We start from the raw sequence: 14,915 nt of genomic DNA, 5'->3' as shown, positions 1-14,915 counted from the left end.
CCGATGGGTATCAACGACTCGAAGGGCGTTACTCCGCCGCCACTCGCCGGAAGCTGCGTCTGAACGCGCTCGGGCTGACACCGGTTCGATTGCGGAAGTGATGGCGCAGCGTTTCCTGGCTGCGGAAGCCACTGGCTTCGGCGATGGCGTCGAGGCCGAAATCCGTGGTTTCCAGTAGTTCCTTGCTGCGCTCGACCCGTTCGGCGATCAGCCAGGTGAGCGGGCTCAACCCGGTCGCGTCGTTGAAGTGACGAATCAAGGTGCGCTCGGAAAGCCTTGCCAGCTCAGCCATCCGGGCAATGCTCCAATCCTCGTTCAGGCGCTGGCGCAGCGCATCGAGCAGCGGGCCGATGCGGCCGCGGCGTTCTCTCGCCACCGGCCGCGCGACGAACTGTGCCTGACCGCCGTCGCGATGCGCCGGCAGCACCAGCCGGCGCGCCACGGTGTTGGCGACCTCGGCGCCGAAATCCTGGCGGACGATGTGAAGACAGAGATCGATGCCGGCGGCTGAACCGGCCGCTGTGAGGAGGTTTCCGTCCTCGGAATAGAGGATATCGGGCAGAACCTCGATCGAGGGAAACTCCGAGCGGAGGATGTCGGCGTAGCGCCAGTGGGTGGTGGCGCGCCGCCCCTCCAGCAGCCCGGATCGGGCGGGGACGAACACCCCAGAGCAGAGCGTGGCGATACGGGCGCCGCGGGCGTGGGCGGCGCAAAGCGCCGAGATCAGCGGCTCCGGCACCGGGGTCATGGCGCCGCGCCAGCCCGGCACCACGATCAGCCCGGCCTGTTCGAGCCGGCCGAGGTCGTGGTTGGCTTCGACACTGATGCCGCCACCGGCGCGATAGGGGCCGGGCTCGATGCCGACGATCTCGTGTGTGTACCAGTCGAGATGCGCGAACTCCGGCCGCGCGAGGCCGAAGACTTCGACGGCGATGCCGAACTCGAACATGCAGAGCTGATCGTAGGCGAGGATGGCGACGTGACGGTTGGGCTTATCCATGATGGCGGTATCTTACCGCATATTGGCATTCCCGCCACTCGCCGATCGCGCCGCCTTCCGGCAAGTTCTCGCCATTCCAAAGCAGGCCTCGCTCGATCGCGCTTCGAAGCGAGAAGCCTGCAGCTCGTTTCAAGGAGGCCAAAATGCCGAGTAACGTTGCCCTCGTTCCAGCCGCTGCGCCCGCGGAGGCGCTGCAGCACTTTTCCCGCAAGCTCGGTTTTGAGACCGATTGCTGGGACGTTCACGACGCCTTGAGCCGCGACGTCGCGGATTTCGTTCTGCTCGATGTGCGGAGCCCGACGCTATATGCCGAGGGGCACGTGCCCGGGGCGATCAGCCTGCCGCACGGCAAGATCACGGCGCGCAAGATGGCGGAGTGGCCGCAAGGGACGCTGTTCGTCACCTACTGCGCCGGGCCGCATTGCAACGGTGCCGACAAGGGAGCGCTGCGGCTTGCGCAACTCGGGCTTCCGGTCAAGCTGATGATCGGCGGTGTCACCGGGTGGCTGGACGAGGGTTTCGTGCTGGCGACAGGCGAGGCGGTTATCCGGCAGGCGGCAGAATAAGTTCCACGACCGCCCAAATGAGCTTGCCAGCCGCGCGACTCCGACGACAAGCTCCGGCCCGAACGAATGCTTGAAAGGGCTCGAAGAATGAACCGGATACTCCTTGGCGCCATCGTGTCGGCGGTGGTGCTCATCACGCCGGCGCTGGCGTGCGAAACCATCACCAGCACCAAGGTGAAGCTCAATGCATGTGTCGATACTACCGGCTGGGCGACGCAGACACCGTCCGGCGACCAGGAGTTTCTTTATTTCTCCAGCGACGAGACGATGGGCTTCGCGGTGATCAGTGAGAATGCTGCCTGGCCGGTCGCGAAGTATCGTGAGGCGATCCTCAGCAACGCGGCAGCGGCGGCGCTCGATGCCAAGCCCGAGAACGTCACGATCGTCGGCGAGCGGCTGGAGAATATCGGCGGCAAGGCCTGGAACGTCATCGAGTACCAGGTGCAGATCCCCGACGGGGCGCTGCTGTTCCAGAATTTCTACTATGTCCAGCCGGGCTTCGGCTCGAGCCAGTTCGTCTACTGGAGCGCCCCCGAAGGCGGCACGTCCACGGCGTTCCGCGCCGGGCAGATGCTGGCGACGGTGCAGTTTACCGAATAAGCGAAAGGGCGGCTCATGGGCCGCCCTTTGGCTACTACGCGGTCGCGCTTTCGAACGGTGAGGTTGTCACCAGACACGCCCCAAACTCGGTGTCGTCCCGGCGAAGGCCGGGACCCATCCTGAGATGCCTGGGCTCGTCCTCGTAACCGCACGACCTCAGGATGGGCCCCGGCCTTCGCCGGGGTGACACCGTGGGTGGGGGAACACCGGCGACAGAGCCCATACCATAGTAAGAACGCTCCGGTTTCAGATAGCCAAGAGGCCATCGAAGTGCTGACCGAGCTGGGCGGTCGGCAAGTTGGTCAGGTCCTTGGGCAGCTCGGCGACGATGCTGTCGCGCAGTCCCTTGCTGAACACCGGGCGCAGGTCGCCCAATGCCGTCGGCGCAGCAGCGACGATCAACTGGTCGAAGGCATGCTGCTGGTGCTTGCGCTCGAGCTCTTCGGCGACATTCTCGACGAAGCGCCGCTCGCGCACTGCCACTGGGTCAGACGATGGCTCCATGGCGCTGCGACCATGGCCGACCGATGAGAAGCTCCGCCCGGGTCGATCCGCCATGATCTCGCCGGCCTTGAGCGGCGTCTGCTCGAACATCAGGTCGTCCACGGCCTGCAGTCCCTTGCCGGGGCCAGTGTGTTCGAACACCTTGGCCGTCGCTCCATCGGCGATGAGGATCCAGGTGACCTTGGCTTTCATGGCGTGCTCCTTTGGTGGGTACGAGAAGGCTAACGCAGGACGTGGCGATTGGTTTGATCACCATCAAGTTGGGTTGTCCTGGCAATCACAAACTCTGATTTGTTCGGGAACCGGGGCACTGCTAGAAGGCGGCTCTCAGACGGCCGCCTCCGGCCGGGAAGGACACGCATTGGCGTCCGTCACCAGCACTGACACTCAAGGCAGCGAAAGCGGCCTTGCCGCAGGCGTCGCAACCTATGTGCTGTGGGGCTTCCTGCCGCTGTTGTTCAACCTGCTGCATCATGTCGGCGCAGCGACGGTGGTCGCCAACCGGACGCTGTGGTCGCTCCTGGTGCTGGGTATCATCATGATCCTCGGCGGGCGGATGGCCGAGGTGCGGGCGGCGCTGCGCGACCCGCGTACCGTGACCTCCATGGCACTGGCGGCGCTGATCCTGGGCGGTAACTGGCTGATCTACGTTTATGCGGTCGAGACCGGGCAGGTGCTCGAGGCGAGCTTCGGTTACTTCATCCTGCCGCTGGTGAATGTGGCGACCGGCGTGCTGCTGCTCGGCGAGCGGCTCAACCGCTGGCAGATGGTGTCCATCACCATTGCGGCAGTGGCCATCGGCATCCAGGCGGTCGCCATCGGCGGCATCCCTTATGTGGCGCTCAGCCTGGCGCTGACCTTCGCGGTCTATGGATATCTACGGAAGACCGCCAAAGTCGGTTCTGCCCCCGGCCTGTTCGTCGAAACCACCGTGCTGGCGCCGATCGCCCTGGCATATCTGGGTTACACGTTCGTGCGCGACGGCGGCATCGGCTGGCACGGCGATCCTCACTCGCTGCTGCTGCTGGCGCTGACCGGACCGGCGACGGTGCTGCCCCTGCTGCTGTTTGCTTACGCTGTACAGCGCCTGAAGATGACCACCGTCGGCATGCTGCAATATATTGCCCCGTCGATCACCTTCCTCCTCGCCATCACGCTGTTCGGCGAGCACCTCAATGCGGTGCGGCTGGGCAGCTTCGCGCTGATCTGGGTGTCGCTGGTGGTCTACACGGCGGATTCCGTGGTGCGCCGCCGGCGGGCAATGGCATGACGGAGGCGATGCCGGCGCTGACGCTGAGCGGCCGGGTCGACGGCACGTTCGTCGTCGAGGCGGCAGCAGTCGAATCGACGGCGCGCCCGGAGCTGATGTTGACCTATGCCGGCGTTGTCGGCGATCGGCACGAGGGGCTGGTGCGGCCTAGTGGAGCACGTGAGCCGTGGTATCCGCGCGGCACGCCGATGCGCAACGAGCGGCAGCTCTCGATCCTCAGCGCCGAGGAACTGGCTGAGGTCGCAGCGACGCTCGACCTGCCGCAGATTCTCGGGCAATGGGTCGGCGCCAACCTGGTTCTCTCCGGCATCCCGCATCTGACGCAGCTGCCGCCGCGCAGCCTGATGCTGTTCCCCTCCGGCGCCACCATCCGCATCGACGGCGACAACGACCCGTGCCGCAAGACCGGCAAGACCATCGCGGCGCAGCATGAGGGCAGGGCGGATCTGGAGTTCGGCTTCGTCAAGGCAGCGATGGGCAAGCGCGGGCTGGTCGGCTGGGTCGAACGCGAGGGCGCGATCCGGGCCGGCGATGCGGTGAAGGTGCGGACCTGGCGGCAGGCGGCCTATCCGGGGTAGGGCCCTATGCACGATGATGTGCTGGCGCAGGGTGAGCTGACGCGCTGCACGTGCTCCAAACTCGGTGTCATCCCAGCGAAAGCTGGGACCCATCTATCCTCTGGCACGGGCTGCGAGTTGGGTCCCAGCTTTCGCTGGGATGACGGCCGGTGAGTGGTGCAGGATCGAGCCCAACCACTATCCCGACAATCACCACTCGGGACGCCCTCCCTACACCTTCGGCCGTGCCCGCCGGATCGTTTCCGCCACCTGCTCGAACACGGCGCCGAACGGCGTTGCCTCGCGCCAGACCAGTGACAGCAGGCGGCGCGCGCCGGGTGATTGCAGCCGGTGGATGCGGATACGGTCGCCGGTGGCTTCCTTCTTCAGTGCGATCTCAGGCAGCAGCGTGATGCCCTGGCCGTTGGCGACGAACTCGACGATGGTCGAGAGCGAGGTGGCGGCGAAGGTGCGTCTGGCCACGTCCGGATCGAGGGCGCAGGCAGCAATCGCCTGATCACGGAAGCAATGCCCCTCGTCGAGCAGCAGCATCCGGTCGCCGTCGATCGCCGCCAACGGCACCGGATCTTCTGCGTTGTCGCCCGAGCCGGTGGCCAGCACGAACTCGTCGGCGAACAGCGGGGCGGTAGCGAGGCGTGGGCCGCCGGCCTTCGGCTCGCTGGCGATCAGCGCGAGGTCGAGGCTGCCGTCGGCGAGGCCATCGACCAGCGCGTCGGTGCGGCTCTCTGAGACGGTGAAGCCCAGATCAGGCAGGTCGCGCTGCAGCGCCGGGAACACGTGCGGCAGCAGGTAGGGCGCCACGGTGGGGATGACGCCCAGGCGCAACGGCCGCGCCGGGTTGCCGCGCTGGCCGCCGACGAAGGACAGCAGCCCCTCCGTCTGCTCGAGAATCGGCCGAGCCCGCTCGATGAACTCGCGGCCGAGCGGGGTGAGTCGCACTGACTTGCCCAGCCGGTCGAACAGGGGACCGCCACACAGGGCTTCGAGCTGCCGGATCTGCTGGCTCAGGCCAGGCTGGGTGACATGGTTACGCTCGGCGGCGCGGCCGAAATGGCCGGTTTCCGCCAGCGCGACGGCATATTGCAGCTGTCGGAGAGTGATCATAACTTTGAGTTATCACAGCCAGAAGCGCAATCAATTGGCATTATGTACCTGGCCCGAGGCACAATGGAACCATTCCAAAGTGTGGTGCGGGAACTCATCGCGACAAAGCGCGCGGTCACCGTCGCGTCACCCGGAAGCCCTATCGCAACGAACAACTCGAGACGGACGGAGACGACCATGGACGCAGCGAACGAAGGTGGTGCGGGCAAGTGCCCGGTGCCGCATGGCAGCGCGGGCCGCAGCAATCGTGACTGGTGGCCGAACCAGCTGGACCTGTCGGTGCTGCACCAGCACACGGCGCTGTCCAACCCGATGGGCCCTGCATTCGACTACGCCCAGGCGTTCAACAAGCTCGACCTCAAGGCGCTGAAGGCCGATCTCACCGCGTTGATGACCGATTCGCAGGATTGGTGGCCGGCCGATTTCGGCCACTACGGTCCGCTGTTCATCCGCATGGCCTGGCACAGCGCCGGCACCTATCGCACCGCCGATGGCCGCGGTGGTGGTGGCGGCGGGCAGCAGCGTTTCGCGCCACTCAACAGCTGGCCCGACAACGTCAACCTCGACAAGGCGCGGCGCCTGCTCTGGCCGATCAAGCAGAAATACGGCTCAGCCATCTCCTGGGCCGACCTGATGATCCTCACCGGCAACGTCGCGCTGGAATCGATGGGCTTCAAGACCTTCGGCTTCGGCGGCGGCCGTGCCGACACCTGGGAGCCCGAGCTCGATATCTACTGGGGAAAGGAAGGCCAGTGGCTCTCCGACGAGGAGCGCTATGGCGGTGAGCGTGATCTCGAAAGCCCGCTGGCCGCGGTGCAGATGGGTCTCATCTACGTCAATCCCGAGGGGCCGGCCGGCAATCCGGATCCGCTCGCTTCGGCGCGCGATATCCGCGACACCTTTGCCCGCATGGCGATGAACGACGAAGAAACGGTGGCGCTGATCGCCGGCGGCCACACCTTCGGCAAAACCCATGGCGCGGGTGACGCCAAGCTCGTCGGCGTCGAGCCGGAAGCGGCGGGGATCGAAGAGCAGGGGCTCGGCTGGGTCAGCAGCTTCGGCACCGGCAAGGGTGGCGACGCCATCGGCTCCGGGCTCGAAGTCACCTGGACCTCTACCCCGACCAAATGGAGCAACAACTTCTTCTGGAACCTGTTCGGCTACGAGTGGGAACTGACCAAGAGTCCGGCCGGCGCGCACCAGTGGACGCCCAAGCATGGCATGGGCGCCAACTCGGTGCCGGACGCGCATAACCCGGAAAAGCGGCACGCCCCGTCGATGCTGACCTCCGACCTGGCGCTGCGCGTCGACCCGATCTACGAGAAGATCTCGCGCCGGTTCTTCGAGAACCCGGATCAGTTCGCCGACGCCTTCGCCCGCGCCTGGTTCAAGCTGACGCACCGCGACATGGGTCCGAAGGTCCGCTACCTCGGCCCGGAAGTGCCGGCGGAAGATCTGATCTGGCAGGACCCGATCCCGGCGGTTACGCATCCGCTGGTCGACGATGCCGACATCGCGGCGCTGAAGGCGAAGATCCTCGCGACCGGCCTCACCGTCTCTGAGCTGGTGAGCACGGCCTGGGCCTCGGCCTCGACCTATCGCGGTTCGGACATGCGCGGCGGCGCCAATGGCGCCCGCATCCGGCTCGCGCCGCAGAAGGATTGGGCGGTCAACCAGCCCGAACAGCTCGGCAAGGTGCTGGGTCATCTCGAAGCGATCCAGTCGGAGTTCGGCAAGCCGGTGTCGCTGGCAGACCTGATTGTCCTCGCCGGCTCGGTTGGGATCGAGAAGGCGGCCAAGGATGCCGGGCTCGATCTCACGGTGCCGTTCACCCCGGGGCGCGCCGATGCGACGGCCGAACAGACCGATGCGGCCTCGTTCGCGCCGCTCGAGCCGACCACCGATGGGTTCCGCAACTATTCGAACGGTCGCCAGCGGCTGTCGCCCGAGGAAAACCTGGTCGATCGCGCCCAGCTGCTGGGCCTCACCGCGCCGGAAATGACCGTGCTGGTGGGCGGGCTCCGCGCCCTTAGGGCGGGCCAGCCGCAGCATGGTGTGCTGACCAACCGGCCGGAAACACTGAGCAACGACTTCTTCGTCAACCTGCTCGATATGGGGACGAAGTGGCGGCCGGCGTCCGAGGATCACAGCGTCTACCAGGGCGTCGATCGCGTCACCGGCGAACCCAAATGGACCGCCACGCGCGTCGATCTGATCTTCGGCTCGCACTCGCAGCTGCGGGCGATTGCCGAAGTCTACGGCCAGTCCGATGCGAGCGAGAAGTTCGCGAAGGATTTCGTCGCCGCCTGGGTCAAGGTGATGAACGCCGATCGGTTTGATCTGGCCTGAGGTCGCAAGAGGGAAGCCATCACAGCGATGGCTTCCCATCCAGAAGGGTAGGGGCCCTGACCCTCCCCAATTACCGGTGTCATCCCAGCGAAAGCTGGGACCCAACCATCGGCTGTCACGGGCCGCGAGCGGACGAGGGCAGGAGCCCTCGCCGCGGGGTCCCTGCGTTCGCAGAGGTGACATGCGTTGGGTTGGCGAGCGACTGCCTCCGACGCACCTCCGTCTGGCTCATTTCTGCAAAGGGGGGAGATGGCCGAGAGGCCGGTGGTCAACGACACCTCACCAAACTCCCTGCAATTTGTATCAAATTTCCGCTCTTACCTTCAGCGCGCGCACTTAACTGGCGAGCCAAATTGCTCCGGTACGGCAGAAGCCGGAGGGAAGTGACATGACTGAGATGGAAGAAGGCACCACCCGAGCGTTCTCGACGTTCAGGGTCCTCAACGGTGACTCCAACATCGTGGAACGCGATCAGCTGTTCCGAAACATGGCCCAGCTCTACTCCTACGTGTCGGATCGCTGCGATGACGAGCAGGTCGCGCAGTACGACGAGGTGTTGTGCCAGCTGGCCGAATTGGTTGAATCCGAGGCGCGGGCCCATGTGGCCAAGCTCCTCGCTCCGCTCGACCGCGCGCCGGGCAACGTGGTGGTCAAGCTCGCCAATGACGAGATCGAGGTAGCGCAGCCGCTGCTCGAATTCTCCAATGTGCTGAGCGACGACGACCTGATCGAGATCATCGCCAACCAGACCGAAGCGCATCGTGTCGCCATTGCCGGCCGCACGCAGGTTCCGGAGCGGGTGGGCGAAGCCATCGTCGAGCACGGCGAGACCGCCTCGGTGATCAAGCTGGTGCGCAATGCCAATGCCGAGATCGGCCAGCAGGCGCTGGAGCGCCTGGCCGAGCGTGCCGCGTCGGATGCGGCGATCGCCGCTGACCTCAGGGGCCGCGAGGATCTCGACTGGAAGAGTCTCGGCGGCAAGATCGAAGCGGTCGGCGACCGGGTCCGCGAGACCATGTCGCGCATCGATCCGCGCGTCGATCCGGTCACCGTCGGCAAAGTGCAGGCGGTGGTCTACAACCGCATGCGCAACCGCGCCGGCTTCTCCAGCCAGGAGTGGAAGGTCGCCTACAACCAGGTGAAGGCGCTTTCGGATCGGAAACAGCTCGACGAGCGCGCCCTGATCCGCTTCGCCCGGTTTGGTTACGGCCATCACACCGCTGCGGCGCTCACCATGCTGCTGCGCGTCGGCCCGGAAGTTTTCGTCAAGTGGCTCGCCATGCAGGATTACGTGGCGATCACCGTGGCGCTCCGCGCCTTGGGCATCCAGCCCGACCTGTTCGAGGCGATGATCGCCTCGATGCCGTGGCGAGATCTGCCGAGCCAGACCGACCTGCAGAATGTCCGCCGGCGCTTCGAAGCGCTGAGCAAGGACGAAGCAGTCGGTATCTTCGAGCTCTGGCGCACCCACGCCTTCCGTCGCCGGCTTCCCAACGAGGATGTCGTCGGCGCTGCCTGAATACGCCGAACTCTGTCCAACTTCCTCAAGGGCGATCCCGCAACGGATCGCCCTCTTTTCGTTCCGTCATTGCTTGAGCTCGGCGAGTACGGATTCGGGTTCAGGCGGAACGATCTCCACCGGAGCGTTCCAGTACTGAGCGAACTCCAGCATGTCGAAATACTGGTTGGCGACCGTCCCGGTTGCGGTGGCCTTGTCGAGGAAAGCCTCCATCATCTCGACGCTGAGCTCAAGCCGGCCGAGGTACCAGCCGAACAGCGCAGTGCCCTCGGCATCGGGCATCCCCTGGCCGGCGCCATAGCGCGCCACCGGCAGGTGATTCAGGATCTTTGCGCCCTCGTCGGCCTGCATGTGCAGCCCGGCGATCCAGATATAGGCGCAGGCTGAGCGGCATTCGCCGACGGCGCGCGTCCACATGTAACGCTCGTGGATGATCACGCCGATGCGCACGGCGCTCAGCAGGTCGCCGCCGGGGCCGGAAAGCTCAACGATCCGCGGCTGCTTGCGATTGACCTCGGCGAGGAAGATGCCGCCATCGACCGGGGTGATAGGGCCGGAGAGGCGCAGCACCAGGTCGCCGTTGGCATTGGTGCGGTAGTCATAGTCGGCCGCGAGTGCGGGCAGGGCCAGGCCGAAAAGCGCAGTTGCGGCGCCGGCGAGCAGTCGAAGGGCATACATTTCTTGTCTCCTTGTCGCCCCGCAGGGCAAGGAGTGCCTCAGGTTCGCTCGCGCCGTCCTTTGGGCGCGATAAAAAGTTCTTAAATGCAGTGCGTGGACGTCCCGGGGTGCCCGGACGTTCCCACATCTCGGTGTCACCCCCGGCGAAGGCCGGGCCCAACCTGAGATGGTGAGGAACTTGCGCAGTAGCCGCCAAATCTCAGGGTGGGGCCCGGCCTTCGCCGGGTGACACCGCGTGAGGCGCTGCTGGTGACGAACTCGGCAGAAAGGCCCTAGCCCTCCCGCAGTCCGGCGAGACGCAATCCCTCGACCAGTACCCGGTCGCGGCCGTCCGGCTGGCCGGTTCGTCCGAGCAGGCTCGATATCGTGAGGTTCGGCCAAATGGCGTGGGCGCGCGCAAGTTGCGCCTGCGCCGCATCGATGCGGCCGAGGTGCGCATAGGCGGCCGCGACGATGCAGTGGGAGAAGTCGACGCCTTCCGAGGCCTCGAGGCCGCGCAGCCCCCAGGCCAGTGCCTCTTCGATCCGACCGGCAGCGAGGTGGGCGCGGGCGATGCCGTTGAGACTCCAGAAGGTTTCGGCGAGGCCTGGCGACAGCTGCAGGAAGCGCTCGTGGCTGGCGATCGCTGCGTCATAGTCGCCCATGAAGAAGTGGGCATAGCCAGCGACATTGGCGATCAACAGGCTGTTGGGGTTGGCCGCCTGGGCTCGCCGGATCAAAGCGAGCCCGGTTGCATGCTCGCCAGAAATGGTCAGGCGGACGATGCCGGCGACCAGCACCACATTGGGATCGTTGTTGTCGGCGGCTAGTCCGCGCGCCGACAGCAGCAGCGCCTCCGCGGCGTCATCGACGCCTGGCGGTGCAGTGCCGCCGCGGGTCAGCCGCATCTCGTGCGCCCAGGCGGCGAGGGCCAGGGCAGGGGCGAAATCCGGGTCGAGCGCAATGGCACGCTCCAGCAACTCGATCGCCCGGTCGAAGTCTTCGAGCTGCACGATCCGGACGCCCTGCATGAGGGGCAGCGCCTGCAGGTAGAGGTCGTAGGCGTCGAGGTTTTCGGGCCGCTTGCGGCGGGCCCGCTCGATTTCAACGCGGCGAAGCTGCGGCTCGATCAGGCCGATCACCGCCTCGGTGATGCTGTCCTGGAAATCGAGGATATCGCCGCGCGCACCGTCGAAGTTCTCGGCCCACAGATGTGCGCCCGAGGCGCCGTCGATCAGTTGCGCGGTAACCCGGACACGCGGTCCGGCGAGGCGCACACTGCCCTCCAGCAGGTAGCGGGCGCCAAGGGCGCGCGCTATGTCGCGCACGTCCACCGCGCGGTCCCTGAAGGCAAAGGAAGAATTGCGAGCGATGACCGCGAAGGTCTTGAAGCGCGACAGCGCCGCGATCAATTCGGCGACGATACCATCGACGAAATAGTCCTCGGCGCGGTCGCCGCTCAGGTTGGCGAAGGGCAGCACCGCAATGGCGGGAATGCCGGATGTGGCGCCGCCGGTTTCGCGCACCAGCCGGTAGCCGACACGCGCCACATTGCCGATCCACTCGGCGCCGTCGGGACGGGTGCCGAGGGTCTTGCGCAACGTCGCGACCTGAACGGCGAGATTACCTTCCTCGACGATGGTGTCGGGCCAGGCCCGGTCCAGCAGCTGCGATTTGGCAACGACCTCGCCATCGGCTTCGAGCAGGGCCTTGAGCACGGCTGCGGCGCGGCCGCCGAGCGCAACGACATCGTCTCCGCGCAGCAGGGTCGCGCTGGTGGTGTCGAACAGGTAGGGGCCGAAGGCGATGCGCTCTCCCATGGCGTGAATGAGCCGTTTGGCGGCCGATTGAGTCAAGCTCCGCCATGGGGCTGGACCTGGCGTTGCAAGGGATATAAAGATATCTTTATATCTCGCGAGGCGGAATGAACGACACGGCGGATTTGGTTGGGGTGCTGCGCGCGGCCGGGGAAACCACCCGGCTGCGGCTCCTGGCATTGCTGGCCGATGGCGAGCAGTCGGTCAAGGACCTCACCGAGATTCTCGGCCAGAGCCAGCCGCGGGTTTCGCGTCATCTCAAACTGCTTGCCGATGCCGGGCTGATCACCCGCAACGCCGAAGGTGCCTGGGCCTATTACGGGCTCGCACCGGATGGCCCAGGCGGCGATCTGGCGCGCTGGCTGATCGGCAGGCTGTCGGCCGATGATGCCGAGCGGCTGCGCGACCGGCAGCGGCTCGAGGCGGTGCGGCTCAACCAGGCCGAGCAGGCTGCGGCCTATTTCGCCAAGGTTGCCGATAGCTGGGATCTGCTGCGCTCGCTGCACGTGCCCGAAGAGGCGGTTGAAGCTGCCATCGTCGAGGCGATGCAGGGCAGGGTGGTCGACACCCTGATCGACCTGGGGACCGGCACCGGCAGGATGCTGGAGCTGCTCGCCGGGCACTACCGGCGCGGCATCGGCATCGATGCGAGCCGTGAGATGATCGCGGTGGCGCGGGCCAAGCTCGCCTCGTGCTCGATCGGCCATGCCCAGGTGCGGCTCGGCGATATTGCCGATCTCGACGCCGGCGCCGGCCGGGCCGACGTGATCGTGATCCACCAGGTGCTGCACTATTTCGACGACCCGGGCCGGGTGCTGGCGCAGGCGCGCCGGGCCCTGAAGCCGGGCGGCGAGATGCTGATCGTCGACTTCGCGCCGCACGGGCTCGAGTTCCTGCGCTCGCACCACGCGCATCGCCGGCTCGGGCTCAGCGAGGCGCAGATGGCCGGCTGGGCGCGCGCCGCCGATCTCTCGGTCAGCGAACTCAAATCCTTCCCACCCACCAATCCGACCGAGGGGCTCACCGTGTGCCTCTGGCGGCTCACCGACGAGACGGACAACCCGATATGAGTACTGACTACACCGACCGCCCGAGCCGCATGCGCCCGGACGAGCGGCCCAAATTCCAGGTCTCGTTCGAATTTTTCCCGCCCAAGACCGACGTCATGGAGGAGCGGTTCTGGGAGTCGATCCATAAGCTCGCGCCGCTGCACCCGCGCTTTGTCTCGGTCACCTATGGCGCCGGCGGATCGACGCGGGAACGGACGCTCAGGATGGTGAGCCGGGTGAAGGCCGAGACCGGCGTCGATGCGGCGGCGCACCTCACCTGCGTCGGGGCGACGCGGGATGAGGTCGATGCGGTGGTGCGCGGCTACCAGGAGGCGGGGATCAGCCGCATCGTGGCACTGCGCGGCGACCCGGCCGAGGGCATCGGCAAGCCGTTCACCCCGCATCCCGACGGCTACCGGAACGCCGCGGACCTGGTCGCCGGCATCCGGGAGATCGGCGAGTTCGACATCTCGGTGGCGGCCTATCCCGAAAAGCATCCGCAGAGCCCGAGCTGGCAAGCGGACATCGACAACCTGAAGCGTAAGCTCGATGCCGGCGCCACCCGCGCCATCACGCAGATGTTCTTCGACAACGACGACTATTTCCGCTTTGTCGAGCGGGCGCGGGCGGCGGGTATCAGCGCGCCGATCGTGCCGGGCATCCAGCCGATCCACTCGTTCAAGCAGATCTCCGGCTTTGCGGCGCGCTGCGGTGCCTCGATCCCCGGTTGGGTTGCAGAGCGGTTCGAGGGGCTGGAGGAGGACCCCGAGACCCATGCGCTGGTTGCATCGGCGGTCGCCGCCGAACAAGTCTTGGAACTGGTCGACAATGGGATTACCGAGTTCCACTTCTATACGCTGAACCGCTCGAACCTGGTTCTGGCATTGGCGCGCCTGCTCGGAGAGAGACCCGATTGAGTCTTGATTGCCTGGGCTGCTGGTAACGTGTTCAGCGTCCGTTCAGGTGGAGTCAGGCAGCGTCCATGGTGGGGCGATGCCCCGGCCATCCACAAAATGGCCACGTTAATTGGCTTCCGTCGGGCAGTGGGGACGGGGGTAAGTTGAAGGACAGCAGCCTATGAAACTCGATGGCAAGGTGAAGGGCGGACTGGCTTGGGCCGGTCTAGTCGTCATCCTCGCGGTGCCCGCCGCGAACATGGTCGTCGGCAACCAGAACAGCAGGGCGGCCAATAGTGCCGTGACGACGTCTGACGCCAGCGCCACCAAGCCTCTGTTGAAGGTTCCTGCCGCGGCCAAGCCTGCCGCGACCGACCCGATCCAGACGGCGAGCGCCACGACGACCGAGGATCCGGTCGACAAGCTGCTGTCGAAGGGCAAGAAGTTGCCCTCTTATATTTCCGACGGCGACAGCGCCACGCCGACCAAGCCGAGCGCGTCGACGACGGACAAGCCGGCCGCTCCGGTGAAGCTGAAGCCGATTTCGCCGACCACCCCGATCAAGGCGCCGACTGAGGTGGCCACCGTTGCCCCGACAGAGACCCCGCCGGTGCCGTTGCCGCGTGATGCGCGGCCCAAGGCCACGGCAGTCGCTTCGCTGCCCGCGGCCGAGAAGCCGCTGATCGTCGACGAGAACAAGGTGCGCCAGCAGGAGAACGCCGCTGTCGAGCCGTTTCCGCTGAGCGACGACGAGGTCGTCACCGGCGACCAGCTCGAGGAGTGGGATTCCGGTTCGCTCGCCGACTACCTCGAGCGCAAGGGCCTGTTGTCGCAGACCTCGGCTGAAGACGGCTACGATCCCGACGGGTTCTTCCTCGATGAGGGACCGAACAAGAAGAAGAAGCCAGTTCAGGACGACGACTTCTTCTTTTTCTAATTTCCTGCGGCCGCCTCACGAGGCGGCCGATTTCTCTAGGGGCCGACGATGCAATCCGCCGCATGTCTC

The 14,915-nt window shown here is 66.0% G+C and carries 14 protein-coding genes; 9 read left to right on the top strand and 5 right to left on the bottom strand.

Features of this window, described 5'->3' with window-relative positions; all coding sequences use genetic code 11:
- Window positions 1-28 precede the first annotated feature (28 nt).
- Window positions 29-1,000 (bottom strand): transcriptional regulator FtrA, encoded by a 972-nt coding sequence (gene ftrA, locus AC1ROK_RS14485; protein WP_492848021.1) that lies wholly within the window; start codon window positions 998-1,000, stop codon window positions 29-31.
- Window positions 1,001-1,143: 143 nt separating this feature from the next.
- Between ftrA and AC1ROK_RS14480 the strand changes: the two genes are divergently transcribed.
- Together AC1ROK_RS14480 and AC1ROK_RS14475 are read left to right on the top strand one after the other, a co-directional pair.
- The gene (locus AC1ROK_RS14480) at window positions 1,144-1,566 is read left to right on the top strand and encodes a rhodanese-like domain-containing protein (protein ID WP_492848019.1); all 423 of its coding nucleotides are present in this window, start codon (window positions 1,144-1,146) and stop codon (window positions 1,564-1,566) included.
- Window positions 1,567-1,653: 87 nt separating this feature from the next.
- Entirely contained in the window at window positions 1,654-2,166 is a 513-nt protein-coding gene (locus tag AC1ROK_RS14475) for a hypothetical protein (protein WP_492848017.1), read from the top strand.
- Window positions 2,167-2,412: 246 nt separating this feature from the next.
- Here the strand turns inward: AC1ROK_RS14475 and AC1ROK_RS14470 are convergent, their stop codons facing one another.
- Window positions 2,413-2,862, bottom strand: a complete 450-nt coding sequence (locus AC1ROK_RS14470; protein WP_492848015.1) for a host attachment protein — start codon at window positions 2,860-2,862, stop codon at window positions 2,413-2,415.
- Between the two features lie 169 nt (window positions 2,863-3,031).
- On the opposite strand from AC1ROK_RS14470, the gene rarD reads away from it, so the two are divergent.
- Window positions 3,032-3,940 carry an EamA family transporter RarD gene (gene rarD, locus AC1ROK_RS14465; RefSeq protein WP_492848013.1) on the top strand — a complete coding sequence of 303 codons (909 nt, stop codon included), beginning with the start codon at window positions 3,032-3,034 and terminating at the stop codon, window positions 3,938-3,940.
- Window positions 3,937-4,518 (top strand): MOSC domain-containing protein, encoded by a 582-nt coding sequence (locus tag AC1ROK_RS14460; RefSeq protein WP_492848011.1) that lies wholly within the window; start codon window positions 3,937-3,939, stop codon window positions 4,516-4,518. The genes rarD and AC1ROK_RS14460 overlap by 4 nt, the downstream gene beginning before the upstream one ends.
- A gap of 210 nt (window positions 4,519-4,728) precedes the next feature.
- On the opposite strand, the gene AC1ROK_RS14455 is transcribed toward AC1ROK_RS14460, so the two are convergent.
- Complete coding sequence (locus AC1ROK_RS14455; RefSeq protein ID WP_492848010.1) at window positions 4,729-5,622, bottom strand: hydrogen peroxide-inducible genes activator; 894 nt, start codon at window positions 5,620-5,622, stop codon at window positions 4,729-4,731.
- A gap of 177 nt (window positions 5,623-5,799) precedes the next feature.
- On the opposite strand from AC1ROK_RS14455, the gene katG reads away from it, so the two are divergent.
- Both katG and AC1ROK_RS14445 read left to right on the top strand, forming a co-directional pair.
- The gene (gene katG, locus AC1ROK_RS14450; RefSeq protein ID WP_492848009.1) at window positions 5,800-7,971 is read left to right on the top strand and encodes a catalase/peroxidase HPI; all 2,172 of its coding nucleotides are present in this window, start codon (window positions 5,800-5,802) and stop codon (window positions 7,969-7,971) included.
- A 388-nt stretch (window positions 7,972-8,359) separates the two neighbouring features.
- Window positions 8,360-9,490, top strand: coding sequence for a DUF2336 domain-containing protein (locus AC1ROK_RS14445; RefSeq protein ID WP_492848007.1), 1,131 nt, complete (start codon window positions 8,360-8,362; stop codon window positions 9,488-9,490).
- Window positions 9,491-9,556: 66 nt separating this feature from the next.
- On the opposite strand, the gene AC1ROK_RS14440 is transcribed toward AC1ROK_RS14445, so the two are convergent.
- Both AC1ROK_RS14440 and AC1ROK_RS14435 read right to left on the bottom strand, forming a co-directional pair.
- Window positions 9,557-10,168: a hypothetical protein gene (locus tag AC1ROK_RS14440; protein WP_492848005.1), complete on the bottom strand. Its 612-nt coding sequence runs from the start codon at window positions 10,166-10,168 to the stop codon at window positions 9,557-9,559.
- 272 nt (window positions 10,169-10,440) lie between these two features.
- Window positions 10,441-12,003, bottom strand: coding sequence for a tetratricopeptide repeat protein (locus tag AC1ROK_RS14435; RefSeq protein WP_492848003.1), 1,563 nt, complete (start codon window positions 12,001-12,003; stop codon window positions 10,441-10,443).
- A 68-nt stretch (window positions 12,004-12,071) separates the two neighbouring features.
- On the opposite strand from AC1ROK_RS14435, the gene AC1ROK_RS14430 reads away from it, so the two are divergent.
- The 3 genes from AC1ROK_RS14430 (at window position 12,072) to AC1ROK_RS14420 (ending at window position 14,846) form a co-directional block, all read left to right on the top strand.
- Window positions 12,072-13,034, top strand: a complete 963-nt coding sequence (locus AC1ROK_RS14430; protein ID WP_492848001.1) for an ArsR/SmtB family transcription factor — start codon at window positions 12,072-12,074, stop codon at window positions 13,032-13,034.
- Window positions 13,031-13,930 (top strand): methylenetetrahydrofolate reductase [NAD(P)H], encoded by a 900-nt coding sequence (gene metF / locus AC1ROK_RS14425; RefSeq protein WP_492847999.1) that lies wholly within the window; start codon window positions 13,031-13,033, stop codon window positions 13,928-13,930. Before AC1ROK_RS14430 ends, metF begins: the two co-directional genes overlap by 4 nt.
- Before the next feature lie 160 nt (window positions 13,931-14,090).
- A complete protein-coding gene (locus tag AC1ROK_RS14420; protein WP_492847997.1) occupies window positions 14,091-14,846 on the top strand; it encodes a hypothetical protein in 756 nt (251 codons plus the stop codon).
- Window positions 14,847-14,915: the final 69 nt, after the last annotated feature.

This window comes from Devosia sp. GW821-FHT12F11 (genome assembly GCF_058806655.1).
This window is presented reverse-complemented; position numbering and strand designations above follow the sequence as displayed.

What these genes read in the sequence shown, in the direction of transcription:
- AC1ROK_RS14455 (WP_492848010.1), bottom strand. Translation starts at nt 5,622, where the DNA reads ATGATCACTCTCCGACAGCTGCAATATGCCGTCGCGCTGGCGGAAACC.
- AC1ROK_RS14470 (WP_492848015.1), bottom strand. Translation starts at nt 2,862, where the DNA reads ATGAAAGCCAAGGTCACCTGGATCCTCATCGCCGATGGAGCGACGGCC.
- AC1ROK_RS14430 (WP_492848001.1), top strand. Translation starts at nt 12,072, where the DNA reads ATGAACGACACGGCGGATTTGGTTGGGGTGCTGCGCGCGGCCGGGGAA.
- AC1ROK_RS14420 (WP_492847997.1), top strand. Translation starts at nt 14,091, where the DNA reads ATGAAACTCGATGGCAAGGTGAAGGGCGGACTGGCTTGGGCCGGTCTA.
- metF (WP_492847999.1), top strand. Translation starts at nt 13,031, where the DNA reads ATGAGTACTGACTACACCGACCGCCCGAGCCGCATGCGCCCGGACGAG.
- katG (WP_492848009.1), top strand. Translation starts at nt 5,800, where the DNA reads ATGGACGCAGCGAACGAAGGTGGTGCGGGCAAGTGCCCGGTGCCGCAT.
- AC1ROK_RS14475 (WP_492848017.1), top strand. Translation starts at nt 1,654, where the DNA reads ATGAACCGGATACTCCTTGGCGCCATCGTGTCGGCGGTGGTGCTCATC.
- AC1ROK_RS14460 (WP_492848011.1), top strand. Translation starts at nt 3,937, where the DNA reads ATGACGGAGGCGATGCCGGCGCTGACGCTGAGCGGCCGGGTCGACGGC.
- AC1ROK_RS14440 (WP_492848005.1), bottom strand. Translation starts at nt 10,168, where the DNA reads ATGTATGCCCTTCGACTGCTCGCCGGCGCCGCAACTGCGCTTTTCGGC.
- ftrA (WP_492848021.1), bottom strand. Translation starts at nt 1,000, where the DNA reads ATGGATAAGCCCAACCGTCACGTCGCCATCCTCGCCTACGATCAGCTC.
- AC1ROK_RS14480 (WP_492848019.1), top strand. Translation starts at nt 1,144, where the DNA reads ATGCCGAGTAACGTTGCCCTCGTTCCAGCCGCTGCGCCCGCGGAGGCG.
- AC1ROK_RS14445 (WP_492848007.1), top strand. Translation starts at nt 8,360, where the DNA reads ATGACTGAGATGGAAGAAGGCACCACCCGAGCGTTCTCGACGTTCAGG.